At 68.1% G+C, this 24172-nt stretch carries 21 protein-coding genes; 12 read left to right on the plus strand and 9 right to left on the minus strand.

Features of this window, described 5'->3' with window-relative positions; translation table 11 throughout:
• Nucleotides 1-365 precede the first annotated feature (365 nt).
• Both A3CU_RS0109015 and A3CU_RS0109020 read left to right on the plus strand, forming a co-directional pair.
• Nucleotides 366-1253, plus strand: a complete 888-nt coding sequence (locus tag A3CU_RS0109015) for an ABC transporter ATP-binding protein (protein WP_027942006.1) — start codon at nt 366-368, stop codon at nt 1251-1253.
• Nucleotides 1250-2803 carry an ABC transporter permease gene (locus A3CU_RS0109020; protein ID WP_027942007.1) on the plus strand — a complete coding sequence of 518 codons (1554 nt, stop codon included), beginning with the start codon at nt 1250-1252 and terminating at the stop codon, nt 2801-2803. The genes A3CU_RS0109015 and A3CU_RS0109020 overlap by 4 nt, the downstream gene beginning before the upstream one ends.
• 56 nt (nt 2804-2859) lie before the next feature.
• Here A3CU_RS0109020 and A3CU_RS0109025 read toward each other — a convergent pair whose 3' ends face one another.
• On the minus strand, nt 2860-3441 hold the full coding sequence (locus A3CU_RS0109025) for a hypothetical protein (protein WP_027942008.1): 582 nt from the start codon (nt 3439-3441) through the stop codon (nt 2860-2862).
• Nucleotides 3438-3728 carry a helix-turn-helix transcriptional regulator gene (locus A3CU_RS0109030; RefSeq protein ID WP_245616955.1) on the minus strand — a complete coding sequence of 97 codons (291 nt, stop codon included), beginning with the start codon at nt 3726-3728 and terminating at the stop codon, nt 3438-3440. The genes A3CU_RS0109025 and A3CU_RS0109030 overlap by 4 nt, the downstream gene beginning before the upstream one ends.
• Before the next feature lie 145 nt (nt 3729-3873).
• Between A3CU_RS0109030 and A3CU_RS0109035 the strand changes: the two genes are divergently transcribed.
• The 3 genes from A3CU_RS0109035 to A3CU_RS0109045 are packed head-to-tail and all read left to right on the plus strand — an operon-like array spanning nt 3874 to nt 7099.
• The gene (locus A3CU_RS0109035) at nt 3874-4965 is read left to right on the plus strand and encodes a TetR/AcrR family transcriptional regulator (RefSeq protein ID WP_043840814.1); all 1092 of its coding nucleotides are present in this window, start codon (nt 3874-3876) and stop codon (nt 4963-4965) included.
• On the plus strand, nt 4962-5588 hold the full coding sequence (locus A3CU_RS0109040; RefSeq protein ID WP_027942011.1) for a hypothetical protein: 627 nt from the start codon (nt 4962-4964) through the stop codon (nt 5586-5588). The genes A3CU_RS0109035 and A3CU_RS0109040 overlap by 4 nt, the downstream gene beginning before the upstream one ends.
• Nucleotides 5585-7099, plus strand: coding sequence for a pyruvate, phosphate dikinase (locus A3CU_RS0109045; RefSeq protein WP_084143170.1), 1515 nt, complete (start codon nt 5585-5587; stop codon nt 7097-7099). The genes A3CU_RS0109040 and A3CU_RS0109045 overlap by 4 nt, the downstream gene beginning before the upstream one ends.
• A 27-nt stretch (nt 7100-7126) precedes the next feature.
• Here the strand turns inward: A3CU_RS0109045 and A3CU_RS0109050 are convergent, their stop codons facing one another.
• Nucleotides 7127-7714, minus strand: a complete 588-nt coding sequence (locus tag A3CU_RS0109050) for a histidine phosphatase family protein (protein WP_027942013.1) — start codon at nt 7712-7714, stop codon at nt 7127-7129.
• Between the two features lie 24 nt (nt 7715-7738).
• Nucleotides 7739-7891, minus strand: a complete 153-nt coding sequence (locus tag A3CU_RS52280; protein ID WP_156960294.1) for a hypothetical protein — start codon at nt 7889-7891, stop codon at nt 7739-7741.
• 272 nt (nt 7892-8163) lie between these two features.
• On the opposite strand from A3CU_RS52280, the gene A3CU_RS0109060 reads away from it, so the two are divergent.
• The 5 genes from A3CU_RS0109060 (at nt 8164) to A3CU_RS0109080 (ending at nt 13738) form a co-directional block, all read left to right on the plus strand.
• Nucleotides 8164-9396 carry a S53 family peptidase gene (locus A3CU_RS0109060; protein ID WP_027942014.1) on the plus strand — a complete coding sequence of 411 codons (1233 nt, stop codon included), beginning with the start codon at nt 8164-8166 and terminating at the stop codon, nt 9394-9396.
• A 279-nt stretch (nt 9397-9675) separates the two neighbouring features.
• Nucleotides 9676-10056, plus strand: a complete 381-nt coding sequence (locus tag A3CU_RS44055; RefSeq protein ID WP_027942015.1) for a response regulator transcription factor — start codon at nt 9676-9678, stop codon at nt 10054-10056.
• Nucleotides 10057-10887: 831 nt separating this feature from the next.
• Nucleotides 10888-11856 carry a C39 family peptidase gene (locus A3CU_RS54385; protein ID WP_156960296.1) on the plus strand — a complete coding sequence of 323 codons (969 nt, stop codon included), beginning with the start codon at nt 10888-10890 and terminating at the stop codon, nt 11854-11856.
• Between the two features lie 176 nt (nt 11857-12032).
• Nucleotides 12033-12977: a daunorubicin resistance protein DrrA family ABC transporter ATP-binding protein gene (locus A3CU_RS0109075; RefSeq protein ID WP_027942016.1), complete on the plus strand. Its 945-nt coding sequence runs from the start codon at nt 12033-12035 to the stop codon at nt 12975-12977.
• Complete coding sequence (locus A3CU_RS0109080; RefSeq protein WP_027942017.1) at nt 12974-13738, plus strand: ABC transporter permease; 765 nt, start codon at nt 12974-12976, stop codon at nt 13736-13738. Before A3CU_RS0109075 ends, A3CU_RS0109080 begins: the two co-directional genes overlap by 4 nt.
• Here A3CU_RS0109080 and A3CU_RS0109085 read toward each other — a convergent pair.
• Nucleotides 13722-17015, minus strand: a complete 3294-nt coding sequence (locus tag A3CU_RS0109085) for an ATP-binding protein (RefSeq protein ID WP_027942018.1) — start codon at nt 17013-17015, stop codon at nt 13722-13724. The genes A3CU_RS0109080 and A3CU_RS0109085 overlap by 17 nt on opposite strands.
• 140 nt (nt 17016-17155) lie before the next feature.
• Here A3CU_RS0109085 and A3CU_RS0109090 point away from each other — a divergent pair, with 140 nt between their 5' ends.
• Together A3CU_RS0109090 and A3CU_RS49690 are read left to right on the plus strand one after the other, a co-directional pair.
• Nucleotides 17156-18382: a cytochrome P450 gene (locus tag A3CU_RS0109090; RefSeq protein WP_027942019.1), complete on the plus strand. Its 1227-nt coding sequence runs from the start codon at nt 17156-17158 to the stop codon at nt 18380-18382.
• Between the two features lie 322 nt (nt 18383-18704).
• On the plus strand, nt 18705-19472 hold the full coding sequence (locus A3CU_RS49690; protein WP_052371572.1) for a phosphatase PAP2 family protein: 768 nt from the start codon (nt 18705-18707) through the stop codon (nt 19470-19472).
• Between the two features lie 104 nt (nt 19473-19576).
• Here the strand turns inward: A3CU_RS49690 and A3CU_RS0109100 are convergent, their stop codons facing one another.
• The 4 genes from A3CU_RS0109100 to A3CU_RS0109115 all read right to left on the minus strand — a co-directional run bounded on the left by A3CU_RS0109100 (nt 19577) and on the right by A3CU_RS0109115 (nt 24160).
• Entirely contained in the window at nt 19577-20626 is a 1050-nt protein-coding gene (locus tag A3CU_RS0109100) for an ABC transporter ATP-binding protein (protein WP_027942020.1), read from the minus strand.
• The gene (locus tag A3CU_RS44070; RefSeq protein WP_052371573.1) at nt 20623-22179 is read right to left on the minus strand and encodes an ABC transporter permease; all 1557 of its coding nucleotides are present in this window, start codon (nt 22177-22179) and stop codon (nt 20623-20625) included. Before A3CU_RS44070 ends, A3CU_RS0109100 begins: the two co-directional genes overlap by 4 nt.
• Before the next feature lie 5 nt (nt 22180-22184).
• Nucleotides 22185-23204 (minus strand): iron ABC transporter substrate-binding protein, encoded by a 1020-nt coding sequence (locus A3CU_RS0109110; protein ID WP_027942021.1) that lies wholly within the window; start codon nt 23202-23204, stop codon nt 22185-22187.
• Nucleotides 23205-23494: 290 nt separating this feature from the next.
• The gene (locus A3CU_RS0109115) at nt 23495-24160 is read right to left on the minus strand and encodes a GNAT family N-acetyltransferase (RefSeq protein ID WP_052371574.1); all 666 of its coding nucleotides are present in this window, start codon (nt 24158-24160) and stop codon (nt 23495-23497) included.
• Between the last annotated feature and the right edge of the window lie 12 nt (nt 24161-24172).

Here is a 24172-nt window from a genome sequence, read left to right on the forward strand (position 1 = left end):
GGCGAGCCACCGATCCGCGCTCACCGGTGAGGTCGCGGCCGCGGTGCCGGAGTTCGGACGAGCCGGCGAGTGTCCATTGTGGATCGATAATCGCAGCGAACATTGCTCTCCTTCAGCGGATTCCCCGCGCCAGGCATGGCCTTTCGCTGTACAAAGCCGGATGACACGACGGTGGAACTGTACGATTGACCAGTATGCTGGTCAGACGTATAGTACGGTCCTATGAGATCTTCGGACGACGATCCGACTGCTGTCACCGAGCCCGAACGAACTGCCATGATCGGCGCCGGACAGCCCGAAATCGTGTCTCTTCGCCGGCACACGCGAACCAGCCTCGATCGCTGTTGGACCGGAAAGGAATGACGGTGACCGAGGCATTGGTGCTCCAGGACATTCGTAAGTCCTTCGGCCGGACGCGTGCACTCGACGGCCTGACGATGTCGGTGCGAACCGGTGATATTCATGGCTTCCTCGGCCCCAATGGCGCGGGAAAGTCCACCACCTTGCGGATCGTGCTCGGCCTGCTGCGGGCTGACGCCGGCACTGCGCGTCTGTTGGGGGGCGACCCGTGGCGAGACGCGGTGCACCTGCACCGGCGGCTGGCCTACGTGCCGGGCGACGTGACGCTGTGGCCGAATCTTTCCGGCGGCGAGATCATCGATGTACTCGGCCGGATGCGGGGTGGGGTGAACGAGCGGCGCCGGGACGAGTTGATCGAGCAGTTCGAGCTGGACACCACGAAGAAAGCCCGCACCTACTCCAAGGGCAACCGGCAGAAGGTGGCGCTGGTCGCGGCGCTGGCGTCCGAAGTGGACCTGCTGGTGTTCGACGAGCCGACCTCCGGGCTCGACCCGTTGATGGAGGCGGTTTTCCAGCAGGCGGTGGCACAGGCTCGCCGACTCGGCCGCACCGTGCTGCTCTCCAGCCATATCCTCGCCGAGGTCGAAGCGCTCTGCGACCGAGTCACGATCGTTCGTGCGGGACAGGTCGTCGACGACGGCAGCCTCGCCGAACTACGGCACCTGGGCCGCACGTCGGTCACGACCGAACTGGCCGACGCGCCGGGGGAACTGCTGAAAATACCCGGCGTGCACGACCTCGACATCCAAGGCCGGCACGTGCGTTGCGAGGTCGACAACGATGCGCTGGACGAGCTGTTGCGAGCGTTGACCAAACTCGGCGTCCGCGCGCTCTCCGTTCATCCGCCGACCCTCGAAAAGCTGTTCCTCCAGCACTATGGGGCGGCGTCATGAACGGACTCACCGGGACCCGTTCGGTCATCCGGCTGATTCTCCGGCGGGATCGCTTGATCCTGCCGCTGTGGATCCTGATAGCGGTATCGGTGCCCTACGGGGTGGCCGCGGGCGCGGCGAATCTGTACCAGACGCCGGACGAGCTGCGTCGCTACACCGAGGGAGCGCTGGGCAACCCGGCCGAGGTCGCGATGCGCGGTCTGATCTACGAGCCCAGCCTGGGCGGGGTCACCGCCTGGGGCACCGGGATGGCCGAGGCACTGATCGCCACCGTGGCGAGCCTGCTCGTGGTGATCCGGCATACCCGCGTCGAGGAGGAAACCGGGCGGCGTGAGTTGCTCGGTTCGACGGTGCTCGGCAGGCACGCCGGCCTGACCGCCGTGCTGTCGGTGGTCGCGGGCACGAACCTCGTCGCGGCGGCGCTGATGGCGACCACGTTGACCGGGCTCGGTCTGCCTTTCGGCGGCGGCCTCGTGCTCGGCCTGTCCACCGCCGGGACCGGCATCGCGATCGCCGCGGTCACCGGCATCGCGGCCCAGGTGACCACCGGCGCCGGTACGGCACGCGGGCTCGCGTTCGCCGCACTCGCGATGCTCTTCCTGCTACGTGCCGTCGGCGATAGTGGCAACGGCCTCACGTCCTGGCTGTCGCCATTCGGCTGGGCACGGTTGAGTCGCGCGTACACCGGTGACCGGTGGTGGGTTCTGTTGTTCTTCGCGGGATTTGCGGCAGCGGCAACGGCCATCGCCTATGTTCTCGCCACGCGCCGCGACAACGGCGCAGGCCTTCTCTCGGCCCGTCCCGGCCCGGCGTCAGCCTCCCCCGCGTTGCGGGGCATGTTCGCACTCGCTTGGCGGGCACACCGCGGCGCGGTCCTCGCGTGGACGGTGTCCTGCGCCGCCATCGGAGCACTACTCGGCGGGTCGGCCCGGGACGCGGCCGAACAGGTTTCCGGCTTGTTCTCGGGCGCGGATGCGTTGTTCTCCTTCACGTTTCTCGTGCTGGCCCAGGCCGTCACCGCCTTCACGATCATGACCGTGCTGCGCCTTCGCACCGAAGAAGGCAACGGACTCGCCGAGTTAGGGCTGGCCACCGCACCCAATCGGTTCCGATGGTCCGGCTCGCACCTGACGGTCGCGCTGACCGCGTCCGTGGTGATGCTCGCGGCCACCGGGCTGGCCTCCGGGCTCACCTACGGTGCGAGTGTCGGCGACGTCTCCGGCGAGGTGCCGAAATTGCTTGGCGCCGCGCTGGTGTGGCTCCCCGCGGTCTGGATCACGACCGGTATCGCGCTGGCCTTGCTCGGACTGCTACCCAAGGCCGCCACGGCCTTGTCGTGGCTCGTACTCGGCGTGTTCCTGGCGCTGGAGCTGGCGTTCGAATTCGGACAGGTGAACAAAACCCTGCTGGACCTCTCACCGTTCAGCCACGTACCCCGGGTGCTGCTCGGTGCACCGCTCACCACGAACTCGCTGATCATCCCGGTGGTGATCGCGGTCGCGCTCGGCGCCTCGGGACTGCTGGGGCTGCGCCACCGGGACATCGGCTGAACAACGAAAACAGCCGCCAGGGCGGGGCGTCGTGGGTCTGTTGTCGCGCGGTGTCTTCAGCCCTCGTCGTCGAGTTCGCGGTAATCCCAAGCTATGGCGGCTGAGGGCAGCAGGACAGCGCTGCCGAAGGTGCCGAACACCAGCGGCTTCCAATCGACGGTACTGAGCACGAGACCATCGGCGATGGTGAGCACAACGGCGGTCCCGAGGAGAATTAAGAGAGCGACGTAGGCGCCCTTGAGCGCCTGGTTCCGATCGTCCAGTTCCCGCTCGTCAAGGTCGGAGTCGGGGATCTCGCTCAGCTCCTTGGTCGCCCGTCGCAGCAGGCCCAGGCCCGCCAGCACGGCGATCGCGCCGACCATCTGCACCCCATACGTCACCAGTGACTCGGCGGGTAGATAAGCGCTGGCCGCGCCGCAGGCGAACGGGATCGCGGCGAGGCCGGCGAGGGTCCGCCGGCTCGTGCGGGTCGCCATCCACCGGGGGAGGGGCCGGGCAAGCCGCCGGTCCCGGGTCTCCCGCCGAGCGGTCTCCAGCAGCGCCCGGCGTTCCTCCGGGGTGGCGTCCTTGGCCGCGGCCAGGACCTGACGATGGTGCTGCAGGCGGCTTTTCCGGCTGGTGCCGGCCGACGGGGTCATGGCTGTCCTCCAGTTTCGTTGGGTCGGTAGAGCTGGCTCGACATCGGCGAGAAAGGCCGTAGGGAGAACACCGCCTCGACGGGAAGCTGGAAAAACTCGCCGATCCTCAGTGCCAGTTCCGCGGACGGGCCGTAGTCACCGCGTTCGAGGAAGCCGATGGTCTGCGAGTTCACGCCGACGGCCGTAGCCAGCTCGGCACGAGACACTCCGCGCTCGGCGCGAAGCACGGCGAGCCGGTTGTGCAGGCTCGTTCGTTTTCGTCCACGCGGTGATGTGTTGCTGGCCACGAGCTCAATGTTGCACATACGCAATGCTTTGGCAAGCTGGACAACACCCGGCTGGCGTCGTGTGCTTGGCTCGGAAGCTTTCAGATGTTTAGAACATCGGAATGTTGTGTGTATCCTAGTTGCGTCGGCGAGAGAAGGAACGGTGATGGTTCGACTGACCCGAGCGCAGCAGCAAGCGCGCACGCGTGCCGCGGTGCTGGCGGCAGCACGGCAAGAGTTCATCGAGTACGGGTACGGCCCGGCGAAGGTGGATCGGATCGCCGATCGTGCGGAACTGACCCGGGGTGCGGTCTACTCGAACTTCCCGAGCAAGCGCGCGCTCTACCTCGCCGTGCTGATGGATCAGGTGATTGCAGCCAGCGGCGCGCCGAAGGTGCAGAAGGTGGATTCGGTGGGTGAAGCGCTCGCGGCGTTCGCCCGGACCTGGCTGGAGCGACTGCCGCTGGTCGATGACCATGCCGCGGGCGGGCGCCTGCAGTTGCGTTCTTTGGTCGGCGTCGTCGAGGACGACCGCGGACGGGCCGTGCTCGCTCAGACGGCACGGTTGGAGGCATTGTTACTGGCCGTCGCGCTGGAATCCTGCACACCCGGGGACGCCGGTGCGCGGCGCGTGCGGTTGGCCGAGTCGGTCCTGACGATGTTGGGCGGTTCGAGCCTGCTCGCCGAGCTCGCGCCGGGCTTCGGCGACCCGTTCGATCGGGTTCGAGCGTGCGCGCATCTGGCGAGCCTCGACCTCGAAGATGCCTGGGCGCCGCCCCACCTGCCCTACGTAGCGCCGGCCACACCATGCCGCAGGACGTGGACCCCGCCGGGCGACCTTTTCGATCAGATCAGTGGCGACTCGGTCGAGCTGCGCACGGACGGCGTGGTGGTCGTGCTCGGTCCCCGTCGGGTGGGCGCGGCCGAGGAGGCCCTACGGTCGGCCCGTTCCGGTGAGCAGGTGACGATCGTCGTGGTCGCAAGCGACCCGGCGGAGACCGGCCGGCTCGTGCGGCTGCGGGTCAGTGATCTGGTCTCCTGCCTGCGGCGCGTGTTCCCGTTGCAGTCGTGGGAGCGGCTCCGGCTGGTGATCGATGACACCGCTCGCGTCGCGGAGGCTGTCGGCGTGAGCGACATCGACGACGAGACCGAGGTCGCCGTGCGAGTGCACAGTGGCGCCATCGTCGCACGCGCCGATGGTCGTGGCGCGGCCTACGCGGCAGCGACCGCCGACGTCGATCAGGAGTCGGCGTCATGACGAAGCCCGCAGACCAGCACACCGATCCCAACCTGTCGGTGCTGCATGCGCTCCGGTGCGGCGGCTATGCAGCGCTGTCGCGCTTGGCCGCCGCCACGGGGCTGAGCGAGTCCAATGTGGAATCCGAGCTGATCGATCTGGCCGTCGACGGTCTCGCGACCCGCCTCACCGGGGGGCTCAAGGCCTGGGGCATGACCGAAGCCGGCCGTGCCGCCGACGCCGAACGCATCACTGCCGAGTTGGAGCGCGCCGGGGCGCGGCCGGCAGTGGTGGCGGCATTCGACCGATTCCTGGTGCTCAATCCCGAACTGCTCGACCTGTGCACGGCATGGCAGCTCCGCACGGTCGACGGTGAAGCGGTCGTGAACGATCACCGCGACCCGGCCTACGACGCTCGCGTTCTGGATCGCTTCGCCGACCTGCACCAACGTGCGCTGCCGGTGCTCGCGGACTTGGAGGCCGCGCTGCCGCGCTTCGGCCGCTACCGTGCTCGCCTCGCGTTCGCCCTTGATCGCGCCCGCGCCGGTGAACTGGGCCATGTCGCCGACCTCACCGCCTCCTATCACACGATCTGGGCCGAACTGCACGAAGATCTCCTGGCCACGCTGGGGATTCCACGATGAAATGGATTCGCCCCCTAGATGCCGACATCGCGGAATCCGCCGACCTCGTTGGTGCGAAAGCCCGCGGACTGGTCGAGTTGCACCGGCTCGGGTTACCGGTTCCGGCCGGATTCGTCGTCACCACCGAAGCGTGCCGGGCATTCCTGCGCGACGGTCACCTCCCCGCGGGGCTCGGGGACGAACTGGAATCCGCCATGACAGTCCTGGAAAAGGCCACCGGACGGCGATTCGGCGGTAGGCCGCCGCTGGCGGTATCGGTCCGGTCCGGGGCAAGCGTGTCGATGCCGGGCATGATGGACACCATCCTCAATCTCGGCCTCACCGCCGAGAACACCGCCGCACTCGCGGCGGAGACCGGTGAGGCCCACTTCGCGCTGGAATCACGGCTGCGATTCGAGCACGCCCTCCGAGAGCTTCATGGGGGCGCGATCCCGAACACCCCGGCGGAACAATTGAAACTGGCCGTCGAGACCGTGTTCGCTTCCTGGCGGTCACCGCGCGCACGAACCTACCGGGAACTCCACGCCATCGACCACGATCTGGGCACCGCGGTGATCGTCCAGGTGATGGTGTTCGGTAACCGGAACGAGCGCAGCGGTACCGGGGTGGCCTTCAGCCGGAACCCCAACACCGGCGAACCGACCGCGTTCGGCGAAGTCCTGTTCGCACACCAGGGCGAGGACGTCGTTGCGGGGACGTCCACGACCCTGCCGTTGGACGACCTCGCCACGCGGCAACCGGAGGTGTGGAAGGTGCTGGCGGATGCACTGGAGCGCGCCGAAACCCACTACCGCGACGCGGTCTATGTCGAGTTCACCTTCGAGGCCGGAAAGCTGTGGCTGCTCCAAGTCCGGCCCGGCCGCTTCACCGGCGCCGCCGCGGTTCGCGTCGCCGTCGACCTCGCCGGCGCGGGGCGGATCGCACGCGAAGAGGCCGTGCTTCGGGTGTCCCCGCGAAATCTCGATCACGCGCGCACGCCTCGCATCGATCCGAGCGCGGATACCGTCGTGCTCGGTCGAGCCATCGGCGCGTGCCCTGGGGTCGCCACCGGTCGTCTCGCCACGACCACCGAGGCCGCGATACGGATGTCGTCCGATGGGTCGGTGATTCTGGTGCGTCCGGAAACTTCGCCGAACGATATGAACGGCCTCGCCGTCGCGGCAGGCATCCTCACCGCGCGAGGCGGGCCGGCCAGCCATGCCGCGGTCGTCGCCCGAGCGATGAACAAACCCGCCGTCGTCGGCCTCGTAACGCTTACTGTCGAAGACACAAACGCCGCCGTCACGATAAACGGCCGCGCACTGGACGAGGGCACGTTGATCACCATCGACGGAAGCAGCGGCGAGGTTGTGCTCGGTCGTGCTCCGCTCCTCATCGGCGGCGCTGACGAGTACACGGAGCAATTACTCGGGTGGGCCGATGATCTTTCAGGAGACCACGGCACCGGTCGCGGCGCGGCTGAACGACTTGACGCCGCCCGATCCGCACTTCAGCGAAACCTGCCGCGATAAGCGATGAAACGGCCGGGCAGACGCCGGTCAGGGGCGTACACCCGGCCCGAAACCGGTCCACCGCAGATCGTCCGGCAGGTGCCCCATGTCGTTGTACAGCAACACTGTCGGCGCACCGCTGTCGTAGTAGTCGATCGCCGTCAACGCGGTGTTCCCGCAACTGAGCCCCAGCCACCGTTCGGGCGGAGCGGCCAACGCGTCTCGCACCAACCACGCAACCGGATACGCATGAGTGACCAGCACCTCATGCGTCTCGGTCTCAGCGGGCCGGGCGAACCGGCCCAGCAAGGCTGTCGCGATCCGAGCGCCCTCCGCCGCTTCCGTGGGGTCGTATCCGTCGAACAGTCCCCGCCACGCCGGCGGCGGGTCGGCCGGCACATGCGGCACGTTGTCGACCAACTCGGCCGCCTCCTGCACCGTCGCTCCCGGGATGCGCTTACCGACGATTTCCGCGGTCGCTGCCGCGCGAGGCAGGGGCGAGTGCCACACCGCGTCCACCGGCAGACCAGCGAGCCGCTCGGCCAACAACCCCGACTGCTGCCGGCCCTCATCCGTCAGCTCACCGAATGCGTCCGCCGCGCCGTGCCTGACCACGTACAGATGCCGCACCGCCACTGCTGCTCCTCTCTGCAACGAGGGTCACGATGTTAGCAACATCACGATGATGGCAACATCTGATTTCTGGCTGTCGAGCTGCTCGCGGACGGATTCGGTTTCCGGCAAGGGAATCCGGCACGGCGAAACCAGTCGGATGAGGGTCCGCTGGCACATCTGGAGCAGCCGGGTGTCCACCAATTCGCACCAGCCGGCCGCGCGCCGGGCGTCCTCGGTGTGGTCGGAACATCAACTTCCGTCCTAAGATCCGAATATCCCGCTGGTTTTGTTCAGAACTTTTTACTGGACATTCTTCACATGCGCCTGTTTTTCGGGCGGCCGGTCGTTGTGATAGCGCTTTCTCGCGGAAAAACAACCGACTTTCTCCGGTATTCCTGCGTTTCCCGAACGTTTAATGTCGGTCTCGCCGGATCCCCCGGTCCGAATTCCTGCGTCCCCTGGAGGTTTTCGTGCGCAAAGTCCTTGTCCTGCTGGCGGGAATGGTGATGGCCTTGGCCACCGCCATGGCCGCCGAAGCGTCGCCCGCACCGCCAAGCCAAGCACCCGCGCCGGCAAGCCAAGCACACGTCCAGCGGTCCTGCGCGGCCGCTCCGGCCGGCTACGCTGCCTGCAATGCGTGGGTCAGAACGGATATCGTCCAAGGGCAGGGCATTGGTCCGGCCGCTGCCACCCCGTCCGGCCTGTTCCCGGCCAACCTGAGGTCCGCCTACAACCTCGCCTCGCTCTCCGCGAGCGCGGGCGCCGGCCGGACGATCGGCATCGTGGATGCGATGGATGACCCGACCGCGTTCAACGACGTCAACGTCTACCGGTCGCAGTTCGGCATACCCGCGCTGGCCTCCTGCACACCGTCGACGATCAACGCGAGCACGACGCCGTGCTTTGCGAAGTCGAACCAGACCGGCGGGACGACTCCGCCCCGCGTGGACGGGGGCTGGGCGCAGGAGATCTCGCTCGACCTGGACATGGCGTCGGCGATCTGCCCGAACTGCAACATCCTGCTCGTCGAGGCGTCCAGTGCCACCATCGCCAACCTCGGCACCTCGGTGAACACCGCGGTGCGGCTGGGCGCCGACGTGGTCAGCAACAGCTACGGCGGCGGTGAGTATTCTGGCGAAACCACCGATGAGAACACCTACTTCAACCACCCGGGCGTCGCGATCACGGCCAGCAGCGGCGACTCCGGCTTCGGCGTCGAGTTCCCCGCCGCGTCGCGTTTCGTCACCGCGGTGGGTGGCACCAGCCTCCGCACGGCGTCGAACACCCGTGGCTGGACCGAAACCGCGTGGAGCGGTGCGGGCAGCGGTTGCTCCGCGTTTGTCGCGAAACCGTCGTGGCAGACCGACACCGGCTGCGCGCGTCGAACCGTTGCCGACGTGAGCGCGGTCGCCGACCCGGCGACTGGTGTCGCAGTCTTCGACAGCACCGCGTTCCAGGGCCTCAGCGGCTGGTTGGTGTTCGGGGGAACCAGCGTGTCCTCCCCGATCGTCGCGAGCGTTTACGCGCTCACCAACACCTCGTCGGTCAACGGGGCGAACCTTCCTTACGCCCACACGTCATCTCTCAACGACGTGACCAGCGGCAGCAACGGCTCGTGCGGTGGAACGTACCTCTGCACCGCACGCGCCGGATACGACGGTCCGACCGGTCTCGGCACCCCCAACGGAGCCGGCGCGTTCTGACCTGACGTCCACAAAGGAGCGCCGCGACGGTGTCAACCGTCGCGGCGCTTTGCTGTGCGGGGATCAGGCCTGATCGACTCAGCGAAGTTTCACGGCTCCAATGGCGGTGAGCGTAAGCATCGCAAAAACCGCGGCGAGTCCCAGTGCCGCAAGGATGAGCGGGAGCGCATCGGTGACGGTCAGTCCGCCGGAGCCCCCGAGCGTCGTCGAGCCGAGATTCAGCGCACGCGTGTTGATGGCCTGGGGAGGGCGTAGCTCAGCGGTCGTAAGGCGACCGAGGTGACCGTCGCGAAGCCGATGACGCAGCCGAGCAGGCAGATCGCGACCGGTGCCGCGAACGACTTCAGCGGCATCGACAACAGCGACTGGCTTGCCGACGACCAGCCGTTGTTCACCGGCGGCGCCGCGATGATGCTGGCTGCCCAGCCGGACACGCGCGTCCTGTGGCAAGCCATCGACGGCGCCGATGCCATCAGACAGCACGTACGGCAAGCGCCCGACATGCTGCTCCTCGACATCCAGATGCCGGGAACCGACGGGCTCGCCGCCACGCAGCACCTGGTCGATGGCGGCACCGCCACGAAGATCATCATCCTTGAGCACCTTCGAAGCCGACGAGTACGTGCTGACCGCCGGGGGGGCCGCCGGGTTCGGTGTTGAAGAACACCCCACCCGAGCAACTCGTCGCCGCAATCCGCACGGTGGACTCCGGCGACTCCGGCATCTCCCCGGGGCCCACGTCGGCAACCTCATGACGAAGACAGGCAGGAGGGATCGCGTCCAACTCGTTCTCTTCGCACTGCGAACGGGGATTGCCGGCCGGTGAATTACTTACCGTCCGGGCGAACTCTTTCGTAAGATCTGCCGCCATGATTTTGGTGCACGCGCACACCTTCAGCAACCAAATGATCGGTTTCCTTGACCGGCTCCCGGCTCTTGTGTGTCGGACGTCACGGTCACTTTTAATCGATCTTCACCGGCGGGAATTGCGGGAATTCGATCTCGGTTCTGCTGTCGCGGGAATGGGCCCTGTCGATCATGGATCTGTTAGTGCAAATGTCGCCCGTCGATTCGATCTGGTGATGCAGGCCGCATTGAAGTGTTCATAACGCCTTGGTTACGGTCGCGGGAGTGCCTAGCGCTCTGGCCACGAGGTCTCACCCCGAGAGACCAACCGCACCCCGACGGTGATGGCCGGAGCATCCCCGACATCGAAAGGCGCACGTGCCTAAGCATCGCAACGCGGGCGATCGCACCCCGAAGGCTGTGGTCCGCGCACTCATTGACAGGTTCCACGCGTATTTGGACGGTCACACTCCGAAGACCGTGCTTCGCGCGCTCGTTTTCCATTTGTATTCGGTCGGTCGCGCTCTGCAGACCGTCGCTCGGGTACTTGTTGACCGGCTTCATCTGTATTCGGTTGGTCGCAGATTGCAGGCGGTAGCCCAGGTGCTGGCTGACCGGCTCCCTTTGTATTCGGCCGGTCGCAGATTGCAGGCCGTAGCCCGGGTACTGGCTGACCGGCTCCATTTGTATGCGGCCGGTCGCAGGCTGCAAACCGCGGCCCGTGCACTCGTTGACCGGCTCGGCCCGTATTGGCGTGGTAACTCGCCGGAGGCCGGTGCCCGCGCGCTCGTTGAGCGGTTGTTCCCGTTCTGGGGCGGTCGCACGCCGGAGGCTGTGGTTCGCACGCTCGTCGGCAGGCTCTACCCGTCTTCGGACGGTCGTGTTTGGCCGCGCACAGTGTCCGGAAAGGCCCTCTCGGCGGTTGTCATCAGTGGTGCGATCGTCGCGGTCGCTCATCCGCTGATCGCGGGCGTGGACCCGGAGCCCGCCCCACCCGCCGCCCAGGCGGCGCCCCAGGCTCCGGTACCGGCGGCACCGGAGATGCCGGCGGCACCCAGCGAGCCAGAGGTCGCTCCCCAAGCTCCCCAACCGGTTACCAAGTCTCTTCCCGTCGTTTACCAGGCGCAGCGGACCGATTACTGGTGCGGCCCCACCGCGGCCCGCATCGCACTGTCCAGCATGACCAACGATCTGCCGGACCAGCGCACGCTCGCCGCTCAGCTCGGCACCACTGTGGACGGCACGGACTACATCGGCCAGGTCGTCGCCGGGCTCAACAGCGAGCTGGCGGGAACCGGCATCTCCTACGTCACAAGGGACTGGGGCGGCCGTTCGCTGACTTCGGACATGATGCAGCAACTGTGGTCGGACACCATCCGCGACGTCGACGCCGGCAAGGCGATGGTGGCCAACATCGTCGCGAAGCCAAGCAACCGGCCCCCTGGCTACCCGTCGAACCAGACGATCTACCACTACGTGGCGGTCGTCGGCTACAACTCGGCGGACGGAACGGTGCACATTTCCGACCCGGCCCGGTTCAGCGGGATCGAGGATTACTGGCTGAGCCTCGACCACCTCGCCTCGCTGATCCAGCCGAAGGGCTACGCCGCCTGACAGACAATCCATGCCACGGAAGAAGTCGATAGACGAGAGCCGCGGGAGTCGAAGCATCAGCAGACTTCGGCTCCCGCGGTCGTCAGCAGGTCGCCCATGCCGTGTCAGGGGTCATGTCAGGGGCTGTGTCAGGTCGAGGGCAGGGCGGTGTCAGGGCGGCCGGTGACAGTGGCCGCATGACGGATTTGGCGATCATGGCTTCCGGGCTGCGGAAGGCATACCAAGACAAAATCGTGCTCGACGGCATCGATGTTAATGTCCGTGCGGGTACGGTTTTCTCCCTGCTCGGTCCGAACGGGGCCGGCAAGACCACCACGGTGAACATACTGACCACGTTGTTGAAGGCCGATGGTGGGACCGCACGCGTTGCCGGATATGACATCGCGTCCGAGACCAAGGCGGTACGCGCGGCGATCGGCGTCACCGGTCAGTTCGCGTCGGTGGACGATCTGCTGACCGGGGAAGAGAACCTGCGGTTGATGGCGGACCTGCAGCACCTGGGACGCCGCGAGAGCAAGCGGATCGTCGAGGGCTTGCTGGACCGGTTCGATCTGGCGGAGTCGGCACGCAAGATGGCGTCGACCTACTCCGGGGGCATGCGCCGCAAACTGGATCTCGCGATGACACTCATCGGCAGGCCACGGATCATCTTCCTGGACGAGCCGACGACCGGGCTGGACCCGCGCAGCCGTCGGACGGTGTGGGACATCGTCCGCGCACTGGTGGCCGACGGAATGACGATCTTCCTCACCACCCAGTACCTCGAGGAGGCCGATCAGCTCGCCGACCGGGTCGCGGTGCTCGACGGAGGCAAACTGGTCGCCGAGGGCACCCCCGGCGAGCTCAAGCGGCAGGTTCCCGGCAGCCACGTCCGGTTACGGTTCGCCGACGCGGCGCGGTTGGACGCGGCGGCGCGAGTCCTGACCGATGCCACCCCGGATCACGAGAGCGTGGTGCTTCGGGTGCCCAGCGATGGTGGCGTGAAATCGGTGCGGTCCGTGCTGGACCGGCTCGACGAGTACGCGATCGAGGTCGAGGAGTTCTCCGTGCACACGCCGGACCTCGACGACGTTTTCCTTGCCCTCACCGGTCACTCGAGCACGGAGGTCCTGGCCAAATGAGTACCACTTCGGCACCGCTGGCCGATTCGGCGACCATGTTGCGCCGCAACTTCAAACACACCATGCGGGATCCGGTCGTGTTGTTCAACGCGGTCCTGTTCCCGATCGTCATGATGTTCATGCTCGTGTATGTGCTCGGTGGCGGTTTCGACGTCGGCGGCGGCGAATACATCGACTACGCGGCACCGGGCATGATCATGCTGGCCCTCTGCTACGGGATGGGTGCCACCGCGACGGCGGTGAACTCCGACATGACGAAGGGGATCATCAACCGGTTCCGGGTCATGAACATCTCCCGGGGCGCGGTGCTGACCGGCCATGTCGTGTCCACCGTGCTGCGCACCGTGGTGGGCATGGCGGCCATCGTCGGTGTCGCGTTCCTGATGGGATTCAGCCCGTCCGCGACCTTCGCGCAATGGCTCGCCGTGGCCGGGATCCTCGTGCTGACGGTTTTCGCGGTCACCTGGCTGACCATCGCGTTCGGCCTGGCCGCGAAGACACCGGAATCAGCGGGGTTCTTCGCCGTGCCGCTGATCATGCTGCCGTTTTTCAGCAGCGCGATCATTCCGGCCGACAAGATGGGGCCGGGCATCCGGCAGTTCGCGGAGTACCAGCCGTTCACGCCGATCATCGAGACCGTGCGTGGATTGCTCGACGGCACACCGTCGTCCGGTCACACGATCGCCGCGCTCGCCTGGTGCGTCGGGATCGGTGTGTTCGGTTACGTGTGGGCACTGAGGAAGTTCAACAAGCGAGCGTGACTTCGACCAGCTCACGCCAGTCCGCCCGCGCCCCCTCCTGCGTCGCCTCGGTGAACCGCGTGTCACCGAGGCGATGCCGTGCGATCTGCTCGATCCGGGCCGCATCCGGTTGGGAACGATCCGGCAGCCCGCGCACGGCTTCGCTGGCCGCGAGCAGCCGCGCTGACTGCTCGTACTGTTCGTTACGCAGCGCCAGATCCGCGACCCCGACGAGTACCCGCGCGATCATCGGTGCATGCGCCGACTCCGACACCGCGCGGAACGCCATGGCGCGGTACTCGCGGGCCTCGTCGAGATCCTCGGCAAGGTAGCCGAGCAGGTCATGCGTCGCCCCCCGGAAGTACGGCTCGTCGTCCCCCAGCACCGCTCTGGCCTGGGCGAGCTGGTGGTACGCCTGGTCCGGGTCGCGTTGCCAGCGCGCGAGCTCCGCCTTCGCCAGGGCCAGCGCGGCCAGCGCGTCCGGCCAGACGATCCGTTCCGCGCACCGCTGTGCTTCGGCCATGGCGGAGGCGCTCGAAGAAGCGTCGCCGGCCAGCCAGTACGCCTGCGCCTGCTGTGCCCGGATCCGGAGCACATCCTCGATCGCGCCGACCTCGGTGATGCCCTCGGCCGCCTGCTCGTAGTGGCGGCACGCGCGGTCGAACTCTCCCCGCATCGCGAGCCGTTCGGCCAGCGTGGTCAGCGCGAAGGAGATCCCCCAGCGCTCGCCGATCGCGCGGAACTCGGCGAGCGCCGTCTCGATGTCCGCGTCCGCGTCGCCTGCGTCGCGGCCGAGGATGATCCGCATCCGGCCCCGGGTCAGCCGTGCCTGCGCGCGCGTCCACGGATCGTCGTCGAGAAGCAGCGGTTCGTACGCGGGCAGGAAGTCGGTCGGCTCCCGCAACATGCGTTCCAACGGCGCGACGAACCCCAGCGCCGGGTGATGGCTGCGCACCCGCCGGCTGAGTTCGTATGCCTGATGGATCCAGTCCTGCGCCTGGTACACGTCGGCCTGCCCGGAGGTGACGAAATACGCGGCGAACGCACACGCCGTCGCCCGCACCTCGTCGCTGACCTCGCCGGACATGCCGGCGGCCGCGGTGGCCAGTTCGATGCCTTCGGCCCGGTGCCCGCCGAGCAACCAGTACCAGCCGGCGGCTCCCGCGAGCCGCATCGCCCCGTGCGCATCGCCGGCCGCGAGCGCACCGCGCATCGCGGCGGCGATGTTGTCGTGCTCGGCTTCGAGCACAGCCAGCCATTCCACTTGCTCGGCGCGGCGCAGATGCGGCTCCGCGGCTTCGGTCAGTTCGGTGAAGTACGCGAGATGCGCACGGCGCGCCAGATCCGATTCCCCGGCCTCCGCGAGGCGCTGCTCGGCGTACTCCTTGATCGTGCCGAGCATCCGGTAGCGCGGCGCTTCGCCGCCCTCGGCGACCACCAGCGATTTCTCGGTCAGCGCGGTCAACAGTTCGAGCACCTCCCACGCCTGGACCGCTGCGCCATTCCCGCTTCCCTGCCCTGTGTTTTCCCCACCCCCCGTGCTTGTGCAGACCCGCTCGGCCGCTTCCAGGCTCGCGCCACCGGAGAACACCGACAGCCTGCGCAGCACCATCCGTTCGGCGTCGCCGAGCGGCTCCCAGCTCCAGTCGATCACCGCACGCAGCGTCCGGTGCCGCGGCAGCGCGGTACGGCTGCCACCGGTGAGCAGGCGGAACCGGTCGTCGAGCCGGTTGGCGAGCTGATCGAGGGACATGGTGCGCAACCGGGCCGCGGCGAGCTCGATCGCCAGCGGCATCCCGTCCAGCGCCCGGCAGACGCGCGCCAAGGTCGACCAGGTGTGGGCGTCGGCTGTGTTCCTCCCGCCCTCCCGCCCTGTGTTCTTCCCGCCCCCCAGGATGTCCTTGCGCACCGCGCTTGCGCGGTCCAGCAGCAGCCGGACGGCCGGAGCGGACTCGATCTCGCCGGGGCCGGCCTCCGCCGCGGGCAGGACCAACGGCGCGACCGGCCACAGTGCCTCGCCGGTGATGCCGAGGGGTTCCCTGCTCGTCGCGAGGATCCGCAGCCGCCGGCACTTTCCGAGCACCCGATGGGCGAAGGTCGCCGCGGACTCGATCACGTGCTCGCAGTTGTCCAGGATCAGCAACATCTCCCGCTCACGGACCGCGGCGATGACGCGATCCGTCGGCCCCGCGTCCGGTTTCTCGCCGAGCAGCGCATCCCGCAGTCTGAGCGCGTCGAGCGTCGCCTGCGCGATATTCCACCCGCCCCCCTGCCCTGTGTTTGTCCCGCCCCCCTGCCCTTCGGGCCCACCCCCCGTGGGCCCACCCCCCGTATCGCCGTCGGCGCTGATGGCCGCGAGCTCGACCAGCCAGGCCCCGTCCGGCAGGTCGCCGAGCAGGGTGCGCGCGGTTTCCGTGGCCAGCCTGGTCTTTCCCGCACCGCCCGGCCCGATCAGGGTGATGAGCCGATGTTCGGTGATGAGTTCGCGGACCGCGGCGACATCGGCGTCCTTGCCGACGAAGCTGGTCAGCTCGGCACGCAAGTTGGTCTTGTGGTTTTCCTCCCGCCGTCCCAACTCGCCCCGCAGCAGCGCGACGTGCAATTCGGACAGTTCCGGTGAGGGGTCGACGCCCAGCGTGTCGGCCAGGGCTTCTCTCGTGCGCTGGTACACGAGCAGCGCCTCGTTGTCGCGACCGGTCGCGACGAGGGCACGCATCAGCGCGGCGACAAGCCGTTCCCGCATCGGATGCGCGGCCACCAAATCGGTCAGTTCCGTGACCAGCTCCGCACCGTGGCCGAGGCCGATCTCCGCATCGAACCGGTCCTCCATGGCCGTCAGGCGTAGCCCTTCGAGCCGGGTGACCGCCGCGTCGAACGCGGCACTGTCCTGCAAACCGATGTCCTGCATGGCCGCACCGCGCCACAATGCGAGGGCTTCGCGCAGCCGCGGCAGCCGACGTGGATCCTCGGCATTGTGGGTCTGGCCGAGGAGGCGTTCGAACCGCACGGCGTCGACAGCGTCGGGTTCCACCGCCAGCCGGTAGCCGTTCGTCTGCCCCTCGACCAACCCGTCCGGCAGCACCTTCCGCAGTCGGGAAGCCAAGCGTTGCAAGGCATTCGCCGCGTCGGAGGGCGGGTGCTCACCCCAGATCCAGTCGATGAGCGTGGCCTTTCCGACCGTGTGGCCCCCTTCGAGGGCGAGGGCGGCCAACAGCGCGCGCAGCCGGGTGCCCGGCACGTCGGCCAGCACGCCGTCGTCCGTGCGAACCTCGAACGGTCCAAGTATCCCGATCTGCACCCGGCTGATTTTGCCATGGGCGATCGGCAGGCCCGGCGATCGCCGACGCGGCACATGGTCGGTGTCTGAGCGGTGTCAGTCGCGTGTCAGGACCGTCGGCGATTGTGGTCGCAACAACCGCTTTGGGAAAGGCAAATCCGATGACGCAAACGGCTCCCATCCCGCACGGCCTGCCCATGGAGCGCGACGCGGGCCCCTTCGACCCGCCCCGCGAGATCACCCGCCTCCGCGAGGCTCGCCCGGTCAGCCCCCTGGTCTTCCCCGACGGTCACGAGGGCTGGCTCGTCACCGGTTACGAGGCGGTCCGCCAGCTCATGGCCGACACCCGCTTCAGCTCCCGCCAGGACATCGGCGTTGTCCACGTGCCCTATGAGGCTCCCGGCATGCCCGTCCCCACCGAGCCGTCCCCGCAGGTGCCGGGCCTGTTCATCGCCATGGACCCGCCGGAGAGCACCCGGCTGCGGCGCAAGCTCACCGGCGCCTTCACCGTCAAGCGCATGAAGCTGCTCGAAGAGCAGATCATCGCCATCGTCGAGCGCCAGCTGGACGAACTGGCGCGGCTGTCCCCGCCAGTCGACCTGGTCAAGGAGTTCGCGCTGCCGGTGCCCTCGCTGGTGATCTGCGAACTGCTCGGGGTGCCCTACTCCGACCGGGAGACCTTCCAGGTCAACTCCGCCCAGTTCCTGGTCAAGGACCAGTCGCTCGAAGAGAAGATGGCCGCGTACGGCGCGATGACCACGTACCTCGCCGAACTGGTCACGCGCAAACGCGCCGAGCCCGGCGAGGACATCCTGTCCGACCTGGCCCGCGACGACGACGTCACCATCGAGGAGCTGGTCGGCGTCGCCTTCCTGTTGCTGCTCGCGGGCCACGAGACCACGGCCAACATGCTGGGACTGGGCACCTTCGCGCTCCTGGAGCATCCCGAGCAGCTGGCCGAACTGCGCGCCGACCCCGAGCTGCTGCCCGGTGCCGTCGAGGAACTGATGCGCTACCTGTCCGTCGTCGACGTCCTCTACCGCTACGCCACGGAGGACATCGAACTCGGCGGTGAAACCATCGCCAAGGGCTCGACCGTCGTCGTCTCGATGCTGGCCGCCAACCGCGATCCCCAGCGCTTCGAGAACCCCGACACCCTGGACATCCACCGCAACGCCCGCGGTCAGCTGTCCTTCGGCCACGGCGTCCACCAATGCCTCGGCCAGCAACTGGCCCGCATCGAGATGCGCGCCGGTTTCGGCGGACTGCTGCGCCGCTTCCCGGCCCTCCGGCTCGCCATTCCCGCCGGCGAGGTGAAACTCCGGACCAACATGAACATCTACGGCGTCCACGAACTGCCGGTCACCTGGACGGACACGCCCTCCTGAACGGTCGGCCGAGCGCGTCACCGATAGCGACGATCTCCTCGCCAGGGGAGATCGTTGTCGCTCCACTGTGGACAGTTGCGGAGTAGCTCGACGCGTAAGCAGGGCAAAACGGGAACATCCGGTGACCCGGTTGAAATCGGGTCACCGAAGTCTCAGCCGGTCGGCCCGTTTGGGTGTGCCCTCCCGTACCCCAGTAGCATCTACGAAACTTGTAGAAATTCGGCTGTGTTGCCGGAACACCGGCGGTGCGAGTGCGCCACGACCTGCCTTCGGTCGTGCTGGACGTGACCCGCCACACCCTGCGGCAAGTGAGGAGTTGGTGATGGCCTCGGCGAACACCTCGTCCAGGACGGGTGTGAAAACTCTGGCAGGTGTCGTGGCGTTGTTGGCGGTGGCGGCGTTGGGTGCACTCGCGCTGACGTCCTCGGTCACCAGCGTCGACCTGCGTGTGGACCAGGCGCTGCAATCGTTGCGGTCAGACGGGGCGACCAGCGTGTTTCTGGGTCTGACCAACTCCGCGCAAGAGATCGTCGGGTTGGCGGTGCTGGCGCTGGGGGTCGTGATCCTGCTGCTGCGGCGCCGCCGCTGGGATGCCGCCCGCCTGTTCGTGATGGCCGGTGCCGCCTGGGCGCTGGCGACGGTGGTCAAGTACCTCTTCGACCGGCCCCGCCCGCCGGCCGGCCTGTGGCTGATGGCGCCCGATTCGCCCCGAAGCTTTCCCAGCGGCCACACCACCACCGCCACCGTGATCGTCGTGATCGCCGCGATGGTGTTGATCGGTACCGCCTGGCGGGTCGCGGCCATCGCCCTGGCCGTGGTGTTCGCCCTGGCCGTGGGCTTCAGCCGGGTTTACCTCGGTGACCACTATCCCACCGACGTGCTCGGCGCCTACCTCACCGTCACCGCCGTCGTCCTGATCGTCTCGGCGTTCACCGACCTGCCCCGCGTGCGCCAGCTGGGTGGCCGTCTGCTGCGTGACCCGGAATTGGCCGGGGGACCGGCGTCGGGAGCGCGCCAGGCTGACGCGGACACCGAAATCATCCACCTGCCCCGGCCGAATGCCGGTGCGCCCGGGCGGCGCCGCGCGTGAGGCGAGGAGCCCGCCCGTAGCGTCAGGCGCGGGTCGGCTTCACGTTCGAGCCGGTGCCGTCGCGGCGCGGCGGTGGTGAGGGGCCGGGGCGTTGAAAGTCCCGGTCAGTCTGGGAAGGCGCCCTTGTCCGCGGGGTAGGCGAGGACGTCGCCGCTGACCGCGAGGCGGATCATCGTTCCGGGCTCGGGCAGGTCACCGGCGCCAACCCGGACGGTGATCTGTGGCCCCCCGGGCAGGAGCATGGCGCGCAAGGTCGCGTCGTGCCCGTAGTAGCTCAGATCGTCAACGCGTGCGGTGATTCCGGTGGCGGCCTGTAGCCGGATCTGCTCGGGCCGGATCAGCACCTGGGCGGGCCCGTCGGCACTCGGGTTGCGGACGACGAGGGTGCCCAGCACACAGTCGGCCTTGCCGCCGCGGATCTCCGCCGGCAGCAGAACGGCGTCACCGATGAACTGGGCGACGCCGGGATCGTGCGGTCGCCGGTAGAGCTCGGCCGGGGTGTCGAACTGGACAAGCCGTCCGTTGCGCAGGACGGCGACTCGGTCGGCGAGCGACAGGGCTTCGGCCTGGTCGTGCGTGACCAGGACGGCGGTCGCGCCGGTCGCGCGCAGGGCAGCGGCGACCGCGCGCCCGGTGCCTTCTCGCAGACCCGCATCGAGGGAGGAGAAGGGCTCGTCGAGCAGGACAACGGACGGCCGCGGGGCGAGGGCGCGGGCGAGGGCGACGCGCTGCTGCTGGCCACCCGAAAGCTGGTGCGGGAAGCGTGTCGCCAGCCTTTGGTCCAGGCCGACCAGCGTCAGCAACTCGTGCAGCCGGTCCTGGTTGCCGCGGTCGCGGCGCGGTAGTCCGAAGGTGATGTTGGCGGCGACCGTCCGGTGTGGGAAGAGGGCGCCTTCCTGGGGCACGTATCCGACCTTGCGCCGTTGCGGTGGAACGGTACGCCCGTCGCCGAACACCGTCCGCTCGCCGAATGCGATGCGGCCGTCGTCCGGGACGGCGAATCCGGCGATCAGCCGCAGCAGCGTTGTCTTGCCGCAGCCGGACGGCCCCAGGATCGCGATCAGGCCCTGCGCCGGGACATGCAGGTCGATGCCCTCCAGTACCCGGTGCGTGCCGAAAGATTTGGTGACTTCGTGCAGGCTCAGCGCGGTCATGGTCTGGTTGTCCTCGTGGATTCGCGGGTGAGCAGGAAAGTCGCCGGTGCCGAGAGCACGACCATGACTGCCGCGTAGGGCGCCGCCGCACCGTAGGCGACGCTGTCGCTGTAGCTCCAGAACTGGGTGGCCAAGGTCTGGGTCCCGGTCGGCGCGAGCAGGAGAGTGGCCGTCAGTTCGGTCACCACCGCGATGAACACCAGCGCGGCACCGGCGCCGAGGCCGGGCGCGATCAACGGCAGGGTGACCCGTCGGAGGGTGGCGGTCCGCGACAGCCCGAGGCTGTGCGCGACGTCGTCGAGCACGGGCGGGGCCTGCGCCAGCGCGGCACGGACGTTCACCACAGCGCGCGGAAGGAACAGGATCACGTAGGCGGCGATGAGCAGGCTCGTGGTCTGGTAAAGCGCGGGGAAGGCGTGAACCCCGATGGTGACCAGTGCCAGTGCCACGACGATGCCTGGCAGCGCGTTGCCGAAGTAGGTGCTGCGCTCCAGCATCGTGGCCGGCCAGCCGGAATGTCGCACGTACAGCCACGCTACCGGGATCGCGAACACCACCGTGCAGACCGCCGCGATCGCACCGAGCCCGAGCGAACTGCCCGCGGCAGTGAGCAGATCGGCGAGCGTGACGTTGGCGGAGCGGCCCGTTACCAGCCAGAACACGAGGCTGCCCACCGGAACCGCGAGCGCGAGGGCGATCAGCGCGCCGAGACCCGCCAGCACCGGGGCGGTCCAGCCACGCAGCCGGAGCCTGATGGCCGGCCGGGCCGCTCCCGCGCCGACGCGGGCGTAGCGGGCGCGCCCGCGCAGTCGCAGTTCCGCGACCAGCAGCAACAGACAGCACAACACGAGCACCGCGGCGAGCATGTTCGCCGCCGGGCCGTTGTAGGAGGACTGGAACTGGTCGTAGATCGCCGTGGTGAAGGTGGGAAACCGCAGCATCTGCAGCGCACCGAACTCGGCCAGCAGGTGAAGCGACACCAGCAGGCAGCCACCGAGCAAGGCCGGCCGCAGCTGCGGCAGCACCACGGACACGAACGTCCGCAGACAGCCGTGACCGAGGGCGTAGGAGGTCTCCTCGAGCGCTGGGTCGAGCCCGCGCAGGGTGGCCACCACCGGCAGGTACACGAGCGGGAAGTACGACAGCGTGACGATCAGCAGGGCGCCCAGGTAGCCGCTGGCGCCGGGGAGCAGCGAAACCCAGCCATAGCTGTTGACGAAGGCCGGGATCGCCAGCGGCGCCACCAGCAGCACGTGCCAGATCCGCCGGCCCGGCAGGGTCGAGCGTTCCACCAGCCAGGCCGCGCCGGTACCGAGGACCGCGCACAGCAGCACGCACCCCCCGGTGAGCCGGACCGTGTTCCACAACAGCTCTGCGGTGCGCGGCCGGAAGATCAGCCGTTGGGTCTCGGCCCAGCCGGTACTGATCGTGTAGCCGACGATGAAACCCAGCGGCAGCAACGCGAGTATCGCCACGAGCGCTGCCGCCACGAGCGTGCCGACCGGGTATGAGGACCCGCGCGCACCGCGGAGAAGGGAGGGGAGGGGCGCCATGCCGCTCAGAGCAAGCCTGCCTGCTGCATGAGCTCGACCACCTTGGGGCCGTTGAGCTTGCTCATGTCGACGGCCGGCGGGTCCAGCTCCGACAGCGGCTTCAGCCTCGGGTTCGGGTTGACGTCCTTGCCGATCGCGTATTCCAGCGCGGTGCTGTCGGCGAGGATCTGCTGTCCATTGTGGCCGGTCAGGTACCGCACGAGCTGCTGAGCTTGTTCCTGGTTCTTGCCCGACTTCAGCACCCCGGCGCCGGAGACGCTGACGAAACCGCCGGGATCCTTGCCGCCGAAGAACTCCAGCTCCGTGTTGCTGCTGTTCGCGCCCGACTCCGCGCGGTCCTTGTACCAGTAGTAGTGGTAGATCACGCCGGCCGGTATCTCACCGGCGTCGACGGCTTTGAGCACGGCGCTGTTGCTCTGGTAGACCTTGGCGTTGCTCTTGAGCCCGGCCAGCCACTGCTGAGTCGCCGGCTCACCCTTGAGTTCGAGCACCGCGCTCACGATCGCCTGGAAGTCGGCGCCGGCCGCCGCGACCCCGATCTTGCCCTGCCATTCGGGCTTGGCCAGGTCCAGGATCGAGGCCGGCAACTGCGCGGGCGTGAGGGCCTTGGTGTTGTAGGCCAGCACGGTGGAGCGAGCGGCGAACCCGGTCCAGTTGTGGCTCGACGGCACGAACTGAGCAGGCACCTGGGCGAGCGTGGCATCGTCGATCTTGGCGAAGAGGTCCTTGCTCTCCACGAGGCTCATCGCGGGCGAGTTCTCCGTCAGGAAAACGTCGGCCGGAGACGCACCGCCCTCCTGGACGAGCTGGTTGGCCAGCTCGAAATCCTTGCCCGAGCGGAGGTTGACCTTGATTCCGGTCTCCTTGGTGAACCCGTCCACCATCGCCCTGACCAGATCCTCGTGCTGGGCGTTATATACGGTGAGCTCGCCGGGGGCGGACCCGCTGCCTGCCCCGCACGCCGTCGCGACCAGCGCGGCCGCCACCGCCACGATCGCCGCGATGACGGACCTTGACCGACGCATATCTCCTCGCCTCCGCTTCCCGTAACCATTAGGTTAGGCATACCTTAGGTTAGATCTTCGGGTTTGGGCACGGTGATGGGCGTCATAGTCGGTCGGCCGGGCGCGAAGCCGACGCCCGAATCCAAAGTGGACAGTCGGGTTCCAAGTGCCGAACACGCGCGAGTCCCACACTCCCGTAGCGCGAGTCCCACACTCCCGTAGCGCGAGTCCCACACTCCCGTAGTGCGAGTCCCACATTCCGGTAGACGGGAACGTGGGACTCGCGTGTCGGGAACGGGGGACTCGCGGGACTACGAGCCGGACGTCGGGACGGCGCCGGTCACGAACTGGGCGCGTTTTGTCCAACCCAGTGCGGTGTAGAGCTTCTCGCCGTCCGGGACGGCGCACAGCAGGCCGGTGGTGGCGCCGTGCGCGGTGGCTTCGCGGCACAGCGTGGACATGACCACGCTGCCGAGACCACGACGGCGATGCGCCGCTTCGGTGACGATGCCGTGGGCGACGGCGTCCTCACCGGCCAGCCCCGCAAGGCCGCGTGCGGCCACTTCGCCGTTCCCGTCGACCACCTCGACCCGGAGCACCGAGCCGGCCAGGGCCGAGCGCACGTGGTAGCCCTCGGGCACCGGCCGAACCGGATGCTCGGCCAACGAGATGCTCATCAGGTAGTCCAGGGTGCCGATCTGGCGCAGGCCACCGTCGGCGAAGGCGCGCAACGCCGGAGCGACATCGGCGGCGGGCACGCTCAGCCAGGTCGGCCGCTCGGCCTTGACCGTCTCGGGCACCAGCCAGTGCACCGCCTCCGGGTCGATCGTCACGAACTCCCGGTACCGCCCGGGCAGATCGAGCGTGACCTCGAGCGCTCGCGTTCCGTCCACGCCGGATATCGGTTCGGCCGGCGCCAGTTCCCGCGCCAAACCCCAGCCGTGTTGCCAACGGCGAATCAGATCAGCCTGCTCCACGCGCGATATCGT

Source organism: Amycolatopsis taiwanensis DSM 45107, from assembly GCF_000519205.1.
GTDB lineage: Bacteria > Actinomycetota > Actinomycetes > Mycobacteriales > Pseudonocardiaceae > Amycolatopsis_E > Amycolatopsis_E taiwanensis.

Bases quoted from the DNA above. Each gene is read 5' to 3' on its own strand.
- A3CU_RS0109020 (WP_027942007.1), top strand. From the start codon at position 1,250: ATGAACGGACTCACCGGGACCCGTTCGGTCATCCGGCTGATTCTCCGG.
- A3CU_RS0109025 (WP_027942008.1), bottom strand. From the start codon at position 3,441: ATGACCCCGTCGGCCGGCACCAGCCGGAAAAGCCGCCTGCAGCACCAT.
- A3CU_RS0109035 (WP_043840814.1), top strand. From the start codon at position 3,874: ATGGTTCGACTGACCCGAGCGCAGCAGCAAGCGCGCACGCGTGCCGCG.
- A3CU_RS0109040 (WP_027942011.1), top strand. From the start codon at position 4,962: ATGACGAAGCCCGCAGACCAGCACACCGATCCCAACCTGTCGGTGCTG.
- A3CU_RS0109045 (WP_084143170.1), top strand. From the start codon at position 5,585: ATGAAATGGATTCGCCCCCTAGATGCCGACATCGCGGAATCCGCCGAC.
- A3CU_RS0109075 (WP_027942016.1), top strand. From the start codon at position 12,033: ATGACGGATTTGGCGATCATGGCTTCCGGGCTGCGGAAGGCATACCAA.
- A3CU_RS0109080 (WP_027942017.1), top strand. From the start codon at position 12,974: ATGAGTACCACTTCGGCACCGCTGGCCGATTCGGCGACCATGTTGCGC.
- A3CU_RS0109090 (WP_027942019.1), top strand. From the start codon at position 17,156: ATGACGCAAACGGCTCCCATCCCGCACGGCCTGCCCATGGAGCGCGAC.
- A3CU_RS49690 (WP_052371572.1), top strand. From the start codon at position 18,705: ATGGCCTCGGCGAACACCTCGTCCAGGACGGGTGTGAAAACTCTGGCA.
- A3CU_RS0109100 (WP_027942020.1), bottom strand. From the start codon at position 20,626: ATGACCGCGCTGAGCCTGCACGAAGTCACCAAATCTTTCGGCACGCAC.
- A3CU_RS44070 (WP_052371573.1), bottom strand. From the start codon at position 22,179: ATGGCGCCCCTCCCCTCCCTTCTCCGCGGTGCGCGCGGGTCCTCATAC.
- A3CU_RS0109110 (WP_027942021.1), bottom strand. From the start codon at position 23,204: ATGCGTCGGTCAAGGTCCGTCATCGCGGCGATCGTGGCGGTGGCGGCC.